Source organism: Agrobacterium tumefaciens (assembly GCF_009649785.1).
Taxonomy (GTDB): domain Bacteria; phylum Pseudomonadota; class Alphaproteobacteria; order Rhizobiales; family Rhizobiaceae; genus Agrobacterium; species Agrobacterium tumefaciens.
The window spans coordinates 167513-185166 of record NZ_WJOK01000006.1 but is presented as its reverse complement, the minus strand read 5'-3'; the positions used below and the strand labels follow the sequence as shown (position 1 = coordinate 185166).

Annotated in this window: 13 protein-coding genes; 4 read left to right on the top strand and 9 right to left on the bottom strand. The window is 58.9% G+C overall.

Annotated elements, in window-relative coordinates; translation table 11 throughout:
• Position 1: 1 nt before the first annotated feature.
• Positions 2 to 3148: an efflux RND transporter permease subunit gene (locus GH784_RS08705; RefSeq protein ID WP_153793351.1), complete on the top strand. Its 3147-nt coding sequence runs from the start codon at positions 2 to 4 to the stop codon at positions 3146 to 3148.
• A gap of 21 nt (positions 3149 to 3169) precedes the next feature.
• Here GH784_RS08705 and GH784_RS08700 read toward each other — a convergent pair whose 3' ends face one another.
• A complete protein-coding gene (locus GH784_RS08700; RefSeq protein ID WP_065660287.1) occupies positions 3170 to 3712 on the bottom strand; it encodes an NUDIX hydrolase in 543 nt (180 codons plus the stop codon).
• 113 nt (positions 3713 to 3825) lie between these two features.
• Between GH784_RS08700 and GH784_RS08695 the strand changes: the two genes are divergently transcribed.
• The 3 genes from GH784_RS08695 to ku (GH784_RS08685) all read left to right on the top strand — a co-directional run bounded on the left by GH784_RS08695 (position 3826) and on the right by ku (GH784_RS08685) (position 6363).
• Positions 3826 to 4470, top strand: coding sequence for a DUF47 domain-containing protein (locus GH784_RS08695; RefSeq protein ID WP_004431197.1), 645 nt, complete (start codon positions 3826 to 3828; stop codon positions 4468 to 4470).
• Positions 4470 to 5474, top strand: coding sequence for an inorganic phosphate transporter (locus tag GH784_RS08690; RefSeq protein ID WP_004431194.1), 1005 nt, complete (start codon positions 4470 to 4472; stop codon positions 5472 to 5474). Before GH784_RS08695 ends, GH784_RS08690 begins: the two co-directional genes overlap by 1 nt.
• A gap of 97 nt (positions 5475 to 5571) precedes the next feature.
• Positions 5572 to 6363 carry a non-homologous end joining protein Ku gene (gene ku / locus GH784_RS08685; protein ID WP_065660285.1) on the top strand — a complete coding sequence of 264 codons (792 nt, stop codon included), beginning with the start codon at positions 5572 to 5574 and terminating at the stop codon, positions 6361 to 6363.
• A gap of 3 nt (positions 6364 to 6366) precedes the next feature.
• Here the strand turns inward: ku (GH784_RS08685) and ligD are convergent, their stop codons facing one another.
• The 8 genes from ligD to GH784_RS08645 form a co-directional block, all read right to left on the bottom strand.
• The gene (gene ligD, locus GH784_RS08680; RefSeq protein WP_153793350.1) at positions 6367 to 8859 is read right to left on the bottom strand and encodes a DNA ligase D; all 2493 of its coding nucleotides are present in this window, start codon (positions 8857 to 8859) and stop codon (positions 6367 to 6369) included.
• Between the two features lie 3 nt (positions 8860 to 8862).
• Positions 8863 to 9693, bottom strand: coding sequence for a non-homologous end joining protein Ku (ku, locus tag GH784_RS08675; RefSeq protein WP_013761132.1), 831 nt, complete (start codon positions 9691 to 9693; stop codon positions 8863 to 8865).
• The gene (locus GH784_RS08670) at positions 9690 to 9974 is read right to left on the bottom strand and encodes a hypothetical protein (RefSeq protein ID WP_111804004.1); all 285 of its coding nucleotides are present in this window, start codon (positions 9972 to 9974) and stop codon (positions 9690 to 9692) included. The genes ku (GH784_RS08675) and GH784_RS08670 overlap by 4 nt, the downstream gene beginning before the upstream one ends.
• 19 nt (positions 9975 to 9993) lie before the next feature.
• Positions 9994 to 10887 carry an SDR family oxidoreductase gene (locus GH784_RS08665; RefSeq protein ID WP_153793349.1) on the bottom strand — a complete coding sequence of 298 codons (894 nt, stop codon included), beginning with the start codon at positions 10885 to 10887 and terminating at the stop codon, positions 9994 to 9996.
• Positions 10888 to 11094: 207 nt separating this feature from the next.
• A complete protein-coding gene (locus tag GH784_RS08660) occupies positions 11095 to 13434 on the bottom strand; it encodes a bifunctional diguanylate cyclase/phosphodiesterase (protein ID WP_111800786.1) in 2340 nt (779 codons plus the stop codon).
• Between the two features lie 185 nt (positions 13435 to 13619).
• Positions 13620 to 14723, bottom strand: coding sequence for a hypothetical protein (locus GH784_RS08655; protein ID WP_153793348.1), 1104 nt, complete (start codon positions 14721 to 14723; stop codon positions 13620 to 13622).
• Between the two features lie 244 nt (positions 14724 to 14967).
• Entirely contained in the window at positions 14968 to 16506 is a 1539-nt protein-coding gene (locus GH784_RS08650) for an ABC transporter substrate-binding protein (RefSeq protein WP_410170279.1), read from the bottom strand.
• Positions 16507 to 16622: 116 nt separating this feature from the next.
• Entirely contained in the window at positions 16623 to 17603 is a 981-nt protein-coding gene (locus GH784_RS08645) for a mannonate dehydratase (RefSeq protein ID WP_013761138.1), read from the bottom strand.
• Positions 17604 to 17654 lie beyond the last annotated feature (51 nt).

The window sequence follows — 17654 nt, the reverse complement described above, 5'->3', positions numbered from 1 at the left end:
GATGTTTCTGACCCGCATATCCGTCTCCCACCCTGTTTTCGCCACCATGATGATGGTGGCGCTTCTGGTCATGGGTCTTTTCTCGTTGCAGCGGCTGGGGCTCGACCTCTACCCCAATGTCGACGTTCCGGTCGTCGTGGTGTCCACCGCTTATCCGGGCGCCACGCCGGAAACGGTGGAGACAGAATTGACGCGCCCGGTCGAGGATGCGCTGAACGCCATCGGCGGTCTGGACGAGATCACGTCAACCTCCTACGAGGGACGCTCTGTCGTCGTCGCAAAATTCAAGCTCGAGGTTAAGAGCGCGACCGCGGCACAGGACGTGCGCGACAAGATCGCCGCCATCGACGCGAATTTCCCGCAAGAGGCCAAAAAGCCGGTCATATCCCGGTTCGATCCCGCCGCCGAGCCTATCCTGTCGGTGGCGATAAGCTCGACGTCGCTCGACATACCCGCACTCACCACCCTTGCCGACCAAAGGGTGCTGCGGCAACTGACGACCGTTCCCGGTGTCGGGCAGGCAACGCTGGTCGGCGCCCGCAAGCGGCAGATCGACATTGTGATCGACGATACCCGCATGCGCGCGCTTGGGATCGGCATTAACGAGGTGGTAAGCGCGCTACGCACCGGCAACAGCAACAGCCCGGCTGGAAGCCTTGTCGATACCGTTTCCGAACGCACGATCCAGGTCCAGGGCCGCATCGCAGAACCGCAGGCGCTGCTGGACATGGTCGTAGCCCGGAGCGGTGGCGCAGCCATTTATCTTCGCGACATCGCCGCACTCTCCGAAGGGGCTGCCGACCCCGAAAACCGTGCCCTCTATAATGGCCAGACTGCGCTGGCGATCGACATCGTCAAGGTTCAGGGTGCCAACACGGTTCAGGTTGTCGCGGATGTGAGAAAGCGCCTGGACGCCCTCAATGCCGACCTTGTTCCGCAAAACGTGCAATTGCGGGTCATTACGGACACATCCATTCCCATCCGGGAATCCGTCACGCAGGTGCAGACGACGTTGATAGAAGGGGCGGCACTTGCCGTGGCCATCGTCTTCCTGTTCCTCAATTCCTGGCGCAGCACCGTCATCACCGGACTGACGCTGCCGATTGCGATCATCGGCACGCTGGCGGTCATTGACGTTATGGGCTTCACGCTCAATACACTGAGCCTCCTGGCGCTGACGCTTTCCATCGGCATTCTGGTGGATGACGCCATCGTTGTGCGCGAAAACATCACCCGTCACCTTCACATGGGGAAATCCCATATCCGCGCAGCACTCGACGGCACGAACGAAATCGGACTTGCGGTTATCGCGACAACGGCGACAATCGTGGCGGTCTTCCTGCCCGTCGCTTTCATGGACGGCATCGTCGGTCGGTTCTTCTATGAATTCGGCATCACCGTTTCAGCTGCCGTGCTGATCTCGCTTTTCGTCGCCTTCACGCTCGATCCGATGCTGTCGAGCGTCTGGTACGATCCGGATGCGCAACCCAACGCCCCGCGCGGGCCGGTGGGCCGGCTGATCGCCCGTTTCGATCACGGCTTCGAATGGCTCGCCGATCAGTATCGGCACGTGATCGGTTGGACATTGCACCACCGCCTCGTCACCCTGCTCGTCACATCAGGCATTTTTGTCGGCAGCCTGCTCATGGTGCCGTTGGTCGGTGCGGAATTCGTCCCGAATACGGATGAAGGCCGCTTCCAGATCAACGTCACGGCACCGGTCGGCTCCTCGCTGGATTACACCACGGCGAAGGTGCGGCAGGTCGAGAAGGCACTCCAGGAATTCCCGGAAGTCGAGATGCTCTATTCCACCGTCAATACCGGCGGCACCGTCGGTAAACATCGCGCCGCCGTTCTGGTGGGACTGGTGCCGCTGGAGATGCGCACCCGAACTCCGGTCACGCTGGCCGATCCGATCCGCAAACGCCTGTCGGCCATATCGGGCATAGAGGTCGCGATCCTGCAAAACGGTCTTGGCGGTGGCGAAAGCCCCGTCCAGCTCAGCATTCTTGGCGACGACCGGGCGATCCTCGAAAAGATCGCCGACGGTCTGATGGAAGACATGAAAAAAATCCCCGGCCTCGTGGATGTGACCTCAAGCACCCGCGACGTGACCTCTATCCTTTCGGTACGCCTGAAACGCGAGGCGGCAAGCGATCTCGGCATTTCCCGATCCGATCTTGCCGCAGCGCTCTCGCCGCTCATCGCCGGTGAGGACGTGTCGAAATGGACGGATGCGGGCGGTAACAGCTACGACATCGTCGTGCGCCTGCCCGGCGAGCGGCGTGCCGACACGGCGAGGATCAGCGAGTTGATGATCGCCACCAGCCGCACGGCATCCAACGGCTCGCCCCTGTTGGTACGTCTGGATCAGGTCGCCGATATCACCACCGTGGAAGCACCCGCCGAAATCCGCCGCATCGACAATCGCCGCGAGGTGCTGGTTTCGGCCAACATATCCGGACGAGCGCTTGGCGAAGTGATAGACGTTTTGAAAACCCTTACCGCCGCCCGCGACCTGCCGGACGGCTACCGTATCCGCTTCGGCGGCGACGCCGAAACCATGGAGGAGACGGTTGGCCACATGGTAATTGCGCTCGCAATGGCGGTCATCTTCATCTACATCGTGCTCGCCTCGCAATTCGGCAGTTTCCTGCAACCGCTCGCCATCATGGCGTCGCTGCCGCTGTCTCTCATCGGCGTCCTCGTCGGGCTCTTGGTTGCCGGCAGCACGATCAACATGTTCTCGCTGATCGGCTTCATCATGCTGATGGGCCTCGTTACAAAGAACGGCATCCTGCTTGTCGATTTCGCCAACCGCGAAAGGAAGCGTGGACTTTCGCTCAACGAAGCGCTGGCGAGCGCCGGCATCATCCGCTTCCGCCCGATCATCATGACGACGCTTGCGATGATTTTCGGCATGATTCCGCTCGGGCTGGCTGTTGGCGGTGGCGGGGCGCAGCGCGCGCCGATGGCGCACGCAGTAATCGGCGGCCTCATCAGCTCCACCCTGCTCACCCTGATCGTCGTGCCAACAATCCTGTCTTACATCGACAGCATCACCCGGCGTTTCGCCCGCCTGCTACCGAAGGCACCGGACGAGATGGGGGAGACGGGATCGACCGAACGTCCATCTTCACCATCCTAGGTTCGCCGGTGACGTTTGCCGTTAGGACTTTTCTTCGGTCAGGCGTTTCCTCTTCCCCCTCGGGCGGAAGTCGACCAGAAGCGATTTCAGTTCGATTTCCCGGACGCGCCTTGCTGCCTCGTCCGGGCGAACCCATTCCAGAAGGCGTTCGCCGCGCTCCTTGAAACTCGTTTCCTCCCCGGTGATCTCGATCTGGAAGACATCGACAACGCAGGGAACGACATCGCCGTTGTCGAGCATCTTGAGATAGGTGTAGCGGCCAACGGCGTCCTTCCTCACGCGGCCACGAACGCCCGCTTCCTCCCACGCCTCGATCGCGGCAGCCTCATGCGGCTTCTTGCGTTTCATCGGCCAGCCGCGCGGAATGATCCAGCGTGCGCTGGTGCGGGAGGTGACGACGAGGATTTCGACCTCTTCGCCGCTTCCGGTATAACGGAAGCATAAGGCGGCATATTGCTGCCGGAAAGAGCCGGTGAACAGCTTTTCAGGAACAGCAGCAAGTTGCTGAAGCAATGTCAGGGAACGCGCCGGACGGGCTTTCCGGCTTTTCTTCATGGATTTCATATCCGTTGATACTGCCGATTTTCCGGGTTGCATCAATGCCCCGCGTGCATTTATGACAGTTTTATGACAATCACCCCCCACAACTAATAAAGCGCCATTGAGGGCCAATTCGCATGATGAGCATTTTTCGCAAGCTGATGCCGCGCGAGGACCGTTTCTTCGACATGTTTAGCAAACATTCGGAAACGGTCGTCAAAGCCGCCGCAGCTCTGGACCACCTTCTGAGCGGCGTCGACGTTGAGAAAAACTGCGACCTTATCGTCGCCCTCGAAGACCAGGCGGATGATATTACCCGCGACGTTCTGCTTGCGGTGCGCCGCAGCTTCATAACGCCCTTTGATCGTGGCGATATCAAGGACCTCATCCAGTCCATGGATGACGCCATCGACATGATGCACAAGACCGTCAAGACGATCCGGCTGTTCGAGCAAACCGAATTCGACCCGCTGATGCGCGAGATGGGCCACGAGATCGTGCGTGCGGCAAGCCTCGTCGCCGAAGCCATCCCGCTTCTGGAAAAGGTCGGCACCAATGCCCAGCGCCTGTCGGTGATTGCCGAAGAGGTTACCCGCGTCGAAGGGCGCTCCGACGAGCTTCATGACCAGGGCCTGAAGGACCTCTTCCGGCGCCATGGTGCGACCGGCAATGCCATGGCCTATATGATCGGCAGCGAGATCTACGGCGAACTCGAAAAGGTCGTCGACCGCTTCGAGGACGTGGCGAACGAGATCAGCGGCATCGTTATCGAGAACGTCTGATGGATGTCGCGCTTGCACTGCCGCTGCTTGTCGGCCTTATCGCCATCGCGCTGTTCTTCGATTTTCTGAACGGTCTCCACGACGCCGCAAATTCCATCGCCACCATCGTCTCCACCCGTGTATTGCGCCCGCAATATGCGGTGGCATGGGCGGCCTTCTTCAATTTCATCGCCTTCCTGTTCTTCGGCCTGCATGTGGCCGAAACGCTCGGCACCGGCATCATCGATCCGGCCATCGTTTCCCCGCAGGTCATCTTCGCGGCATTGATGGGCGCCATCGTCTGGAATATCGTAACCTGGATTTTCGGCATTCCCTCCAGCTCGTCACATGCCTTGATCGGCGGTCTCGTCGGTGCGGGCTTTGCGAAGGTCGGTTTCAATTCCATCGTCTGGTCGGGTCTTCTGAAAACCGTGGGCGCGATCTTCATGTCGCCGGCCATCGGCTTTTTCCTGGCACTGCTGCTGGTGCTTGCCGTCTCCTGGCTGTTCGTGCGCCAGACACCCTTCGCCGTGGATCGTACCTTCCGCATCATGCAGTTCATTTCCGCCTCGCTCTATTCGCTCGGCCACGGCGGCAATGACGCACAGAAGACCATGGGCATCATCGCTGTGCTGCTGTTCAGCCAGGGGCATCTTGGAGAGAGCTTCTACGTGCCGTTCTGGGTGGTGATCTCGTGCCAGTCGGCCATGGCGCTCGGCACACTGTTCGGCGGCTGGCGCATCGTGCACACCATGGGGTCGAAAATCACCAGGCTGAACCCGATGCAGGGGTTCTGCGCCGAAACCGGCGGTGCGCTGACACTTTTCGGCGCGACGTGGCTCGGCATTCCGGTGTCCACCACCCATACGATCACCGGCGCCATCATCGGCGTCGGTGCCGCACGTCGCGTCTCGGCGGTGCGTTGGGGCCTTGCGGGCAATATCGTCATTGCCTGGGTCGTGACCATGCCGGCCGCTGCCCTGATATCCGCATCTGTCTATGGTCTTACATCGTTGTTCGGTTGAGACAGAGTACTGCCCTCTCTGCCAAAGCTCCCGGAACAAAAGCCACCCTGTGGTTGTTGATCCGGGAGACAACAGGCGACAAGGCGGATCGCGGATCATGGCACGGCAGGTTTTCTGGAAGGGCTATCTGAAGCTGTCGCTGGTGACGGCCGCAGTTTCGCTGACGCCTGCCACAACCGAAAGCAACAAATACCGCTTCCACGTTCTCAACCGCAAAACCGGCAATCGCGTCGAAAGCCGATATGTCGACAGCGTTACCCACAAGCCGGTGGCCGCAAAGAACCAGGTGAAGGGGTTTCCCCGCGCCGAAGACGATTATGTGTTGCTGGAGGATGACGAGATCGATGCGGTCGCGCTCGAAAGCACCCGCACCATCGACATACAGACCTTCGTACCCACAGGTTCTATCGACTGGATATGGTACGACCGGCCGCACTTCCTGCGCCCGGAAGACAAGATCGGCACGGAAGCCTTCAGCGTGATCCGGGAAGCCATGCGGGCAAACGGCGTTGTCGGCATTGCGCGGCTTGTTCTCTATCGCCGCGAAAGAGCGGTTCTGCTGGAACCGTCAGGCAAGGGCATCATTCTGTGGACCCTGCACTATGGCGAGGAAGTGCGCGAAAGCATCGACGCGCTGGATCCGAAGATGAAATTCGAAAAGCCGCTGCTGGACGCGATGGAAAAACGCATCGGCAAACAGATGACGGGATGGAAACCGGCGCTGGTGCAGGATCCGATCCAGAAAAAGATCAGCGCTTTGCTAAAAACCAAGAGCAAGACCGTATCTTCCCCGGAAAAGAAGACCGGCACGAAAACCCGGACCGGCGGCAATGTCATCAACATCATGGATGCCTTGAAGAAAAGCCTTGCCTCGGACAAGAAAGGCTGACGCTCATCGGGCCTTTTTCGGCAGGGGTCGCGCGGCAGCGAAAAAGCCGTCCCATGGATCCTTCTTCAGGGCAGAAAGGCGCGCGCCGATATTGCTGACCGTGAAGTGTGCCGGACCTATCTCATCTGAGAGTTCCGCCCATTCGATTGGCGCTGAAATGGCGGCTCCGGGTCGGGCACGTGTCGAATAGGGCGCAACAGCCGTATTGCCCCTGCCATTACGCAGATAGTCGAGGAAGATGCGGCCCTGGCGTTTCGCTTTGGTTGCCACCGCAAGATATTTCTCCGGCTCCGCCTTGGCAATGTCATCCGCCATGGTCTTTGCAAAGGCCTTCAAGGCCGGCCATCCCGCTTCCGGTTTCAAGGGTGCCACGACATGCAACCCCTTGCCGCCGGAGGTTTTCACGAAAGCGGCCAGACCGGCATCTTCGAAACGCCGCTTCAGTTCCAGTGCCGCGCCGATTACCTCCTGCCATGACACGTCCTCGCCGGGGTCTATATCCATGGTGATCATGTCAGGCTTTTCCCAGTTCGCGGTTGTCGCCCCCCATGGGTGAATTTCAAGCGCAGCGGACTGGACCAGGGCCATCATGCCATCGAAATCCGTAATCCTGATAAGCGGTTCCCCGCCCTTGTCCTTCGGATCCTTGATCTGTTCTATCGCCTTGTTCACACCGCGCCAGGCGTGTTTCTGGAAGAAACGCTGACCATCGATCCCTTCAGGACAACGCAGCAGCGCCAGAGGCCGGTTGACGACAAAGGGGGCCATATAGCGCCAGACCTGCGTGTAATAATCGGCAAGCCCTTCCTTGGTCACGCCATCGCCCGGCCAATAAAGCCGTTCCGGATGGGTGAACTTGATCTTTGACTGCGGCGTCCCTTGTTCCGACACTGCCTTATCCTCGCGTTCGATTTCACCCGCCGGCTTGTCTTCCCGCAAGCCGCGGAATGATGCATGGCGCAGATTGCCATCTCCGGACCAGGCACGAAACTCCACTTCTGCAACCAGTTCCGGCCTGACGTAATGCAGGTCGCGGCGCGCAAGTGCCGTGAGCTTTTCGCCGAAAGGGCTGTCATCGATGCCGAGCGGTTTCAGGCGGCCAAGCAGCATTTCGGCAATGTCAGCGGTATAGCCGGTGCCGACGCGGCCGACATGACGCAGCTTGCCTTCCTCATAGACGCCGAGCGCCAGCGAGCCGATGGCATTGTCCGACGCGGATGACAGGGTATAGCCACCGATGACGAATTCCTGCCGCATCGAGCATTTGGATTTCACCCAGTTACCCTTGCGGCCCGAGACGTATTTGCTGTCCTTGACCTTGGAGATAACGCCCTCGAGGCTGAGGCGACAGGCATGATCGAGAACAAGCCCGCCGCTTTCCTCGAAATGTTCGCTGTAGCGAAGATGCGGGTTGCTGGCGGGCAACAGCTTTTCCAGTAGCGCCTTGCGATCCGTCAGCGCCGCCCCGCGCAAATCCGTGCCATCCAGATACAGGAGATCGAAGGCATAAAAAACGAAGCGGTCGCTGCGCCCTTCGCTCAAGTCCTTTTGCAAGGCTGAGAAATCCGAGGCGCCGCTGTCCCGTTCCACCACGATTTCGCCGTCGATCATCAGTGTTTCGACCGGCAGCGACTTGAGCGCTCGAGCCACGGCATCGCCGAACTTTTCGGTCCAGTCCAGTCCGCTACGGGTCAGAAGCTGGAGTTTGCCGTGGTCGATACGGACCTGCAGGCGATAGCCGTCGAACTTGATCTCATGCAGCCAGCGGGAGCCTTCCGGTGGCTTGGGTTTCAGCGTCGCAAGTGCCGGCGGCACGAAGGATGGGAGCGCCTGTTTGCGGGCACCTTTCGGCAGGGCATGCGCCTGTTTTTTGCCCGAGGAAAAACTAACGGTCTTTTTCGATACGGGCTTCGAATTCCAGGTGTCCTTCGGCTTGGCGGCAACGTCTTCAACACTTCGGCCAGTCTTCACGGATTCCGGCCGCTCCTCCAGAATATCGGCGCCGCCATCATGCCTTGCCTCTTCGTCGTCGCCCTTGATCAGCAGCCAGTTTTCACGGCTTTCACCGGGCTTTCCATGCATACGCACAAGATGCCAGCGGCCTTTAAGCTTTTCGCCCTCCAGTTCGAATTCGAGATGGCCTTTGCGGTAGCCTTTCTTCGCGTCGCCAATCGGGCGCCAGACACCACGATCCCAAAGAATGACGGTGCCGCCGCCATATTGACCTTTCGGGATTACGCCTTCGAAGTCGCCGTAGCTTAGAGGGTGGTCCTCGACATGCACCGCAAGGCGCTTGTCCTCCGGGTCAAGGCTCGGCCCGCGGGTTACCGCCCAGCTTTTAAGGACGCCGTCCATCTCCAGCCGGAAATCGTAATGCAGCCGGCGGGCATCGTGCTTCTGTATGACGAAACTCGATCCCTGCGCATCGACCTTGTCGCCCTTCGGCTCCGGCGTCTTGTCGAAACTGCGCTTGGCGTTATAGCTCTGCAAACCCATGGATCAGCTCGCTTTCCGGGAGGATTTGCGCCCCGCACCAGCGGTAGATTTTCCGCTGTCGCCGTCACCGGCGCTGCGGCGCAAAGCCTCCTTCAAGTCGATGATGTTATCTTGCTTGCGCGGCGGCTGTTTGCTGATTTCCCTGCCCTCGATCTTCGCCTTCACCAGTTCCGCCAGCGCATCATTGTAACGATCGGTATATTCCGCCGGATCGAATGTGCCTGCCCGTTTCCCGATGATGTGACCGGCGAGTTCAAGCATCTCTTCATCGAACTGAATATCTGGAATGGACTTGAAAACAGTGGTTTGCGAGCGAACCTCGTAGCCGAAATTCAAGGTCGTCGCCACGAGCGCCTTGCCGCTTGGACGGATCAACAGCACGCGGTTTCGGCGAAAGAGTACCGCTTCGCCAAGTGCCGAGACCTTCTCGTCGTCCATGGCTTTTGCCAGCAGCGTCAAAGCCTCTTCGCCACCTTCCTGCGTCGGCGCCAGATAATAGGATTTGTCGAAATAGAGCTTGTCGATCTCGTCGTGGCTCAGAAAATGCTTGATGCGGATGACCTTGTCGTTTTCCGGCATCAGCGTTGCGATCTCATCTCCCTCGATGACGATATGGTCGCCATTGTCGAGTTCATATCCCTTGACCTGATCCTCGCGGTCGACAGCGTCGCCGGTATCGCTATCGACATATTGCCTTTCGACGCGATGGCCGGTCTTTCGGTTGACGATGTTGAAGGAGATTTTTTCCGATGAAGTGAGCGCGGAATAGAGACCGATTTCACAGGTGAAATCGCCGAATGTCAGATGACCCTTCCAGCTCGCTCTCCGGTTCATGATGGCCGCCCATTGTCATCTTGAGAGGATTGGCCTCTGCCCCGGTCCGCAGCAAGGATGCGCTCGATAGCGGGAACGTCCGCCTCCGCCAACACCGGCACAGGGTCGGATGCCATTGCCTCCAGGACCTCTGGCGAAAGCCCGCCATTGCGGATGACCCATTCCATGGCCTCGCGCGTTTGCCGCTCGGCCTTCAGCTGCGCATAAAGCGCCAGTATCAGCCGGTCGCGGACATCGAAGGGCTTCACATCTCTGTCTGAACGTTCTGTCTGTCGTTTCATATCAAGTCCTCAAAGCCGATCAGGCAACGCCCCGGCCTCCGGTCACACCATAGACCTCGCCATTGATGAAGCTGCCATCCTGCGAAGCCAGCAGCACATAGACCGGTGCCAGTTCCACAGGCTGGCCTGGACGGCCAAAATCGCTGTCCTTACCGAAATTCCTGACCTTTTCGTCCGGCTGCCCGCCGCTTGGCTGCAAAACCGTCCAGATGGGACCAGGCGCGACGACATTTGCCCGAACGCCCTTTTCGATAAGCTGTTTGGCGAGCGCTTTCGTATAGGCAACGATGCCGGCTTTCGTAGTGGCATAATCAAGAAGAATGGGAGACGGCTCATAGGCCTGTATAGATGCAGTGGTGATTACCGACGATCCGGGCTCAAGATAAGGGACGGCGGCCTGCGCAATCCAGTGCAGCGCGTAGAGATTGGTCTTCATCGTGCGGTCGAAATCTTCAGTCGACAGCTCGGCGATACCCTCGCGATATTGTTGTCTTGCGGCATTGATCACAAGAATATCGAGGCCGTTGAGATCACCTACCGCTTTTTCAACCAGTTCGCGGCACCATGCCTCATCGGTAATATCTCCGGGTAAGGCGACCGCCACGCGGCCTTCCGCTTCGATAAGTGCTACCACCTCTTCGGCGTCCGATTCTTCCTCCGGCAGATAGGATATCGCGATATCTGCACCCTCTCGCGCAAAGGCAATTGCCACGGCGCGACCGATGCCGGAATCACCGCCGGTTATGAGCGCCTTGCGCCCAGCAAGCTTGCCGCTGCCGCGATAGGTCTTTTCACCATGATCAGGGAAAGGCATCATGTTCGTGACCAGCCCCGGCATTTCCTGAGTCGGCGTTGAAAAGGGCGGGCGCGGATACTGGTTGCTCGGGTCCTGCGGCTCAAGGCGGTCTGTCATTGGTTTCTCCCAGAGATAGAATTCCATCCTTGGTGCGTCTCATGACCAGCGAATTCATCATCGGAAGGTCACGGCTGTCGTCTGCCGCCGGCTGCGGCGGTGGCGACACGGACGCACCACACACAATCCTAACGATCTGCGTTCGCTCTCGTTCCATTGGCGTAGGAGAATGGAATTACGACGGCATCACGCCGCCGCACTCCTCTTTCAGACGGAATGTTTCTTCCGCTTGCCGGTACTTGCCGCCGCGGCAGGAGCCACATCCGGCCTGCCGAAGAGATAACCCTGCGCCTGCGCGCAACCTTCATCGACAACCATGCGATATTGTGCGTCGGTTTCGATACCCTCCGCCGTAACCGGCAGGTCGAGGCTGCGACCGAGGCCGATCACCGCGCGCACGATGGCGCGGGCATTATCATCCTCGCTCATGGCGGCGATGAAGCTGCGGTCGATCTTGATCTTGTCGAAGGGGAAGCTCTGCAAGTTGCTGAGCGAGGAATAACCGGTGCCGAAATCATCCATGACGATGGCCACACCCAGCGCCTTCAACTGGTTGAGGATGATCAGCGTCGCCTTGCGGTCCTTCAGCAACGCGGCTTCGGTGATCTCGAGTTCCAGCCGGTTCGGCGAAAGGCCGGACTGCATGAGAACCGTGCAGACCACATGGCCGAGATTTGCGAGCGAAAACTGCAATGGTGAAACATTGACAGCGATTTTCAGGTGCGGCGCCCAGGTGCTCGCCTGGCGGCAGGCCTCGCGCAGCACCCATTCGCCGAGCGAGATGATGATCCCGCTTTCCTCTGCAATCGGAATGAAGACATCCGGAGGTACGACACCCCTTGTCGGATGCTGCCAGCGTACCAGCGCCTCATAACCGACGACCTGACCACATTCGACGGAAAGGACAGGTTGATAGTTCAACACCAATTCGTTGCGGTTGATGGCGAGCCGCAGATCAGTTTCGAGCTGGCGGCGCTCGCGGGCCTCCTGATCCATCAGGGGATCATAAAAGGACAATATTCCGCGCCCGCCCATCTTGGCGCGGTAAAGCGCCAGATCAGCGGCGTGCAAGATGCTTTCGTTGCTGTTCCCGTCCCGCGGAAAAACAGCGATGCCGATGCTGACGCCGACAGCGGTCGGGTCGTTGGCCGCATTCATTTTCAACCCGAACATGGCAAGGATTGTCTCGGCAAGCAGACGTGCCTCCTCCGATTTGGTGTGCCGGGCAGTCAGGATAACGAATTCATCGCCCCCGAGACGGGCGACGATATCTCCCGGCCTTGCGCATTCATCGAGGATGGTCGCAACTTTTTTCAGCACCCGGTCGCCCTCGGCATGGCCGAAAATGTCGTTGACCGCCTTGAACCGGTCGAGATCAAGCGCCAGCAAGGCAAACTCATCCTCCGCGTCGCAATGTTCGATCTGCTGGTGCAGCCGCGTCTGGAACATGGTGCGGTTCGAAAGGCCGGTCAGCACATCGTGGCGGGCCAGATATTCGATCTCCCTTTGCGCCTCTCGCTTTTCCGTCAGGTCGCGGATGGCCAGCACTTCGCAAGGATGGCCGCGATACTCGATTGTGCGCACGGCAAGCTCGAACACCTGCGGCCGGTCGCTGCGTTCGCGGATTGCCTCAACCGGCGCGAGGCGCGGCAGATAGGTGGGCTGTCCGTCCATGGCCTTGAAGAGATCATCTGGATTTTTACCCATCAGCGATGCCTCATCGCTGCCGACAAGCCCGGCAAAACGGGTATTCAGCTCAACAATACGGCCATCACGGACCACGGCAAGACCATCCAGCGTCGCATCCACAAGGCCCTTGAGATCGACAAGGTAACGGTCAACGAGAGCGGCGGTGGCAGTGGCTGCGAGGACCAGGAAAGTCACGCCCGAAACGGCAGCAATCATGATTACTCTGGCCAGATTGTCGGGATCCGGGCCAGCGACGGACGGATCCGGCGACAGGATCGTGGCCGACATGGCGGTGAAATGCAAAGCGCAGATTGCCAAGATCGAACATCCGGCCGGAATGACGATGCGTTTCCATGCGGCGGAACGAAGGAACAGGAAAAAGGCCAGCAGAAAAAATACCCAGGCAACGGCAAAGCCACCCAAAACGGGGCCCCAGCGATAGCTGATCGTAGCGGCCACATCCATGCCCGCCATGCCGACGAAATGCATGACGGCAACCGAAAGGGTAACCAGCGTTCCGACGATAACGGGACTGTAGCTCGCCTGCGAGCGCGCCCTGAGCGCCAGCCAGAACCCCAGAACGGCCAGAACCGCCGACAGCGCCGTGAACTGGAAATCAAAGCCGATCGGGACTGAACCCTTATAAGCAAGCATGGCAACGAAATGCGTGGCCCAGACGCTGAGCCCCGCTGCAAAGGCGGCAACCAGCACCCAATAAGGCTTGCGGCCAGCCGGGCTTTCTTCCGCACGCAACAACAAATGGAAGAAAGCATGCATGCCAAGCAGGCAAATAACCGCTGCAAGCAGCACGATCGCATGATCGTGTTGTACCGCAACGCATTCCAGAACTGTGAACATGATGCACTCTCCCAGCCTCGAGAACCGCCCACGATCGCACTATGGAGTTGGTTTATTTATAAATCTCTAATGCAACTTTGGATAATTGATCGATCTCATCGACAAAGAGCCAGGAGACGCCGGGCCGACGCGCCAGCCCATCAAGCTCTTGCGACCGGCCCAATAAACGCCAAGAGAGAAAGCCTTTATTTCCAGCTTCGAAAATCGTCCCCGGCACAACCGAAAGGTGCCGGACCATCAGCAAAACGCTCCTGCAGACGCGCGCAGCCCCACTCGTTGAGCGCCGCGGGCATCATGTTGTTGAGGTCCATGCCCGGAGAGTTGAATTGCGAAGGCGCGCTGGTGACGTACCACAGCCAGTACCCCAAGGTTGCAACGACGATAAAGGCGACAATTGCAACGAACGTTGCCAGCCGTCGCGCAAGGCTTGGGGCCTTTGTCACCGCCGCGCCGGGGGCGGATACGCCCTCCTGCCCACGGTTCGCAAGCACCGGTTCGAGCGAGGCAAGTGCTTCCGCTCTTTCCTGTTCCGATAGGTCAATTCGCTCCAGCTGATCGTCAAGCAGAACAGGCAGCGGGGTTTCACCGTGCCAGACCGCCAGTGCGACATCGTGTTTGCCGGTGTGGCCGACGACGACCGGGATTCGCCCTCTCTCCAGGTAGGTAAAGGATTGCCTCTTCGTCTTCCCTTCCCTGACCGTATCGGCATAGGTCACGAAGAGACGGCTGCGTTTTTCGGCGACCGCCGTCAGCGCCACCGGAATAACAGTCAATGGCGCCGGGTGCCGCAGACGCAGACGAGCCCGCAAGGTGCGGATAAGTGCAAGCAGCAGTGCGAAACAGCCGAAACCGAGCAGGGCAACGAACACGCCCAGGGTTATGATCCGGTTCCAGAGCATATCGAGGCCAAGTGAAATCGTTGCAAGTTCGGGATTCTTCGCCGAAATGACCAGACCGGTTTCATAGTCGCCGGAATGGAAATCGACGAACATGACCTCGACATCCTTCTTGTAGCTCACACCGCCATGGTCGTAGGAAAGCTCCGCTTCGCAATTCGTGAAGATCGCCTTGCGGGTCTTGCAACTGCCGTTGATGTCGCCGCTTTCGATCTCCAGCGGGTCGCGGCTGATCTGATAGTCGCGCAACACACCCGGGCCTTCGGCCACGAGCAGGACGACTGTAATCACCAGCAGCACGGGGATGGAAAAGTAATAGGCCGCCGGTACCGAAATGACACCGCGCTTCAAACTGAGCGGCCTTGCGGGAAGTTTTATCTGTGGGAAGCTCATGGTGCCAACGCATTTAATGGAATGTGAGCGAGCGGGGTTTGGGAATCCCGCTCTGGGAAAGAGTCGATCGCTGCACGGTCTAACCCGCTAGAGCCATCGCGAAAACCCCAAGAATTCAAGGATGCGGGCGTAATAGTTCGCACGGCGGCCCGGTCTTAATTGGCCAGCAAGCAGTCGAGGGACCCACAAAAAACGGGCGGTAAATTCACCGCCCGTCACATGTTTTCCGTCTAGTGGTTTGCAGTCACTGCTTCGTCACGGTTTCCAGTCGCGTCGTCTGGCTGGGGTGACCGACATAATCCTTGACGCGCGACGTCAAAACGATCGGCTCGTATCTCTCGAAGAGAGGCAGAACGGCTGGCTTCTGCGCGACGAACATTTCCTGCATCTGGGTGTAGATTTCCCCACGTTTCTTGGCATCGGGCTCAAGGGAAGCCTTTGCGGTCAGAGCCGTCAGTTCCGGAATGTCCCAGGCAGAGCGCCAGACGAAATTGCCGGCATTGTTGGCAGCAAGCGAGTTGTCGGGGTTACTGGAGAACTGCTCCATCGAGCCGAGGACGTTGGGCATATATGCGCCCGTCTGCGGAATAAGCAGATCGAAGTCCCGCGCACGGTGAGCGGCAATCACGTCCGAACCGTTACCCTGCTGAATGTTCACCTTGATACCGACCTGGCTGAGCGATGCCTGGATGGCCGTAGCAAGATCGATGCGCGGCGTTTGGGCAATTGTCTTCAGATCAAGCGTGAAGCCATTCTCATAACCGGCTTCCTTCAGAAGAGATTTCGCTTTCTCGACATCAAGCTTCCAGTCGGGGCTTGGAATGGCATATTCGAAATTCTCCGGAACCGGCACCGTGCGCGCCCTGCCATAGGGGCCCATGATGGTCTTTTCCATTCCCTTGTAGTCGATGCCGTAAGCAATTGCTTCGCGAACCTTGGGGTTGGAAAGAGGCTCCTTGCCGGCATTCATGGACAGGACGTAGAAACCACCCGTCGGCACGCGCTGGATCTGAAAACCTTCCTTGTTGTTGAAGGTCGCAAGGTCGGATGCCGTCAGTGCGCTGGCAATGTCGATGTCGCCTCGCTCCAGCATCAGGCGCTCCACCTGGCTTTCCGGTACATGCCGGACGATCACGCGGCGCATTTTCGGGCTGCCGGCTACATAGTCCTTGTTGGCCTCAAGAATGATGATTTCGTTCGGCGACCAGCGATTGAGGGTGAAGGGGCCTGAACCGGCGGAATTTGTTCTGAGCCACGCATTGCCCCAGTCGCCATCAACTTCATGGGACTTGAGCTCCTTGCTGTCGACGACACTGGCAATGACCATCGCCAGACGATAGAGCAGCAGTTCGGAGGTCGTTTGCCCTGACAGTTCGATACGGACCGTCTTTTCGTCCGGGGCGCTCACCAGCTTGTCGACATTTTCCGCGTTGTAACCGACGCGCTTGAGGTTGGCGGCCGCCGCCTGATTCATCTTCAAAAGGCGGCTGAACGAATAGACCACATCTGCGGAGGTAACGGGATTGCCCGACGCAAAGTTGGCGGCGCGAAGATGAAACGTGATGCCCTTGTCATCTGTCTCCCAGCGCTCTGCCAGCTGCGGCGAAACCTTCCCCGAGCCATCAACCGAGATCAGCCGATCGTAAAGATTGGCCATGATTTCGTTGGCTTTCGCTTCGGTGGCCTGATGCGGGTCTAGCGACAGCACCTGGGCAAGCGATGTCCCGACAACGAGCTGGTCGTTGGGGGTCTTGGCCGCCACCGGCGACGCCTGCACCAACATGGCGCCCAGAACGGTGGTGAATGCGAGACGGATCATCGATTTTTTCATACCTGCTCCTCCTACAGATCGGTAATTGCAAGCCGGCAGCGCCACGTGCGCCAACCGGCCTGAAACAGTCAAAGATGGTTGTTATTAAGCGCCTCGATGAGCGCGGCGATGTAGCCGTAGCAAAACGCAAAGGCGACACCGACGGGATCGCGGCCCGCAATCGTCGGCACATGATCGGGCATGATCATATAGCGATAGCCGAGTTCATGGTAGAGCTTCAGCGAACGGACCATGTCCATGTCACCCTCGTCGGGAAACGTTTCCATGAACGACAGCTTGCCGCCGCTGATGTTGCGGAAATGGACATTGAATATCTTGTCGCGGCTGCCAAACCAGCGGATGATCTCGTCGATCTCCTCGCGCGGATTGTCGAGCATCTCGCCGATCGATCCCTGGCAGAAATTCAGTCCGTGATAAGGGCTTTCCCGCATCTGCACGAATTTCTTCAGGCCCTCGACTGTGCCGAGCACCCGGGTGACACCCTTGTAGCCGGGCGGGGTGTAGGGGTCATGCGGATGGCAGGCGAGCCGGACCTTGTTGCTTTCGGCAACCGGCACCACGCGTTCGAGGAAATAGTCGATGCGTTCCCAGTTTTCGTCCTCTGATAGAACACCGGCAAGGCCCGGAGCCGCGTCATGGTCCGCCTTGTCCCATCGCCAGGCTTCATTAAGCGAACCACCACGCCCACGCTCCATTTCAGTGCGCGGGATGCCGATGAGATTGAGGTTGTATTTCGCCGCCGGGATGCCGGCCCTGGCGATATCCTCAATCATTCTGCAGACGGCATCGATCTGCCGGTCGCGTTCTGGCCCGGCAAGCAGGATATCGGGAAACGATGCCTGTTCGATCGGCCTTGATGGCAACGGCAATTGCACCATGTCGAGCACGAGGCCAAAGCTCTCGACCTTGTCACGGTGGCGCTCAAAATCCTCAAAGGTCCAGCTTGCGGGTGCACCAGGCGGATCGGCGTTGATATTCTTGACGCCAAGCTGCGCCCAAACCTTGAAATCCTCGTCATCGCGCGCTGTCACCTGGGTGCCGACATACATCGATTCTCTCCTCACTCCATGCTAGTCATCATATGACATCGCACGAAATAA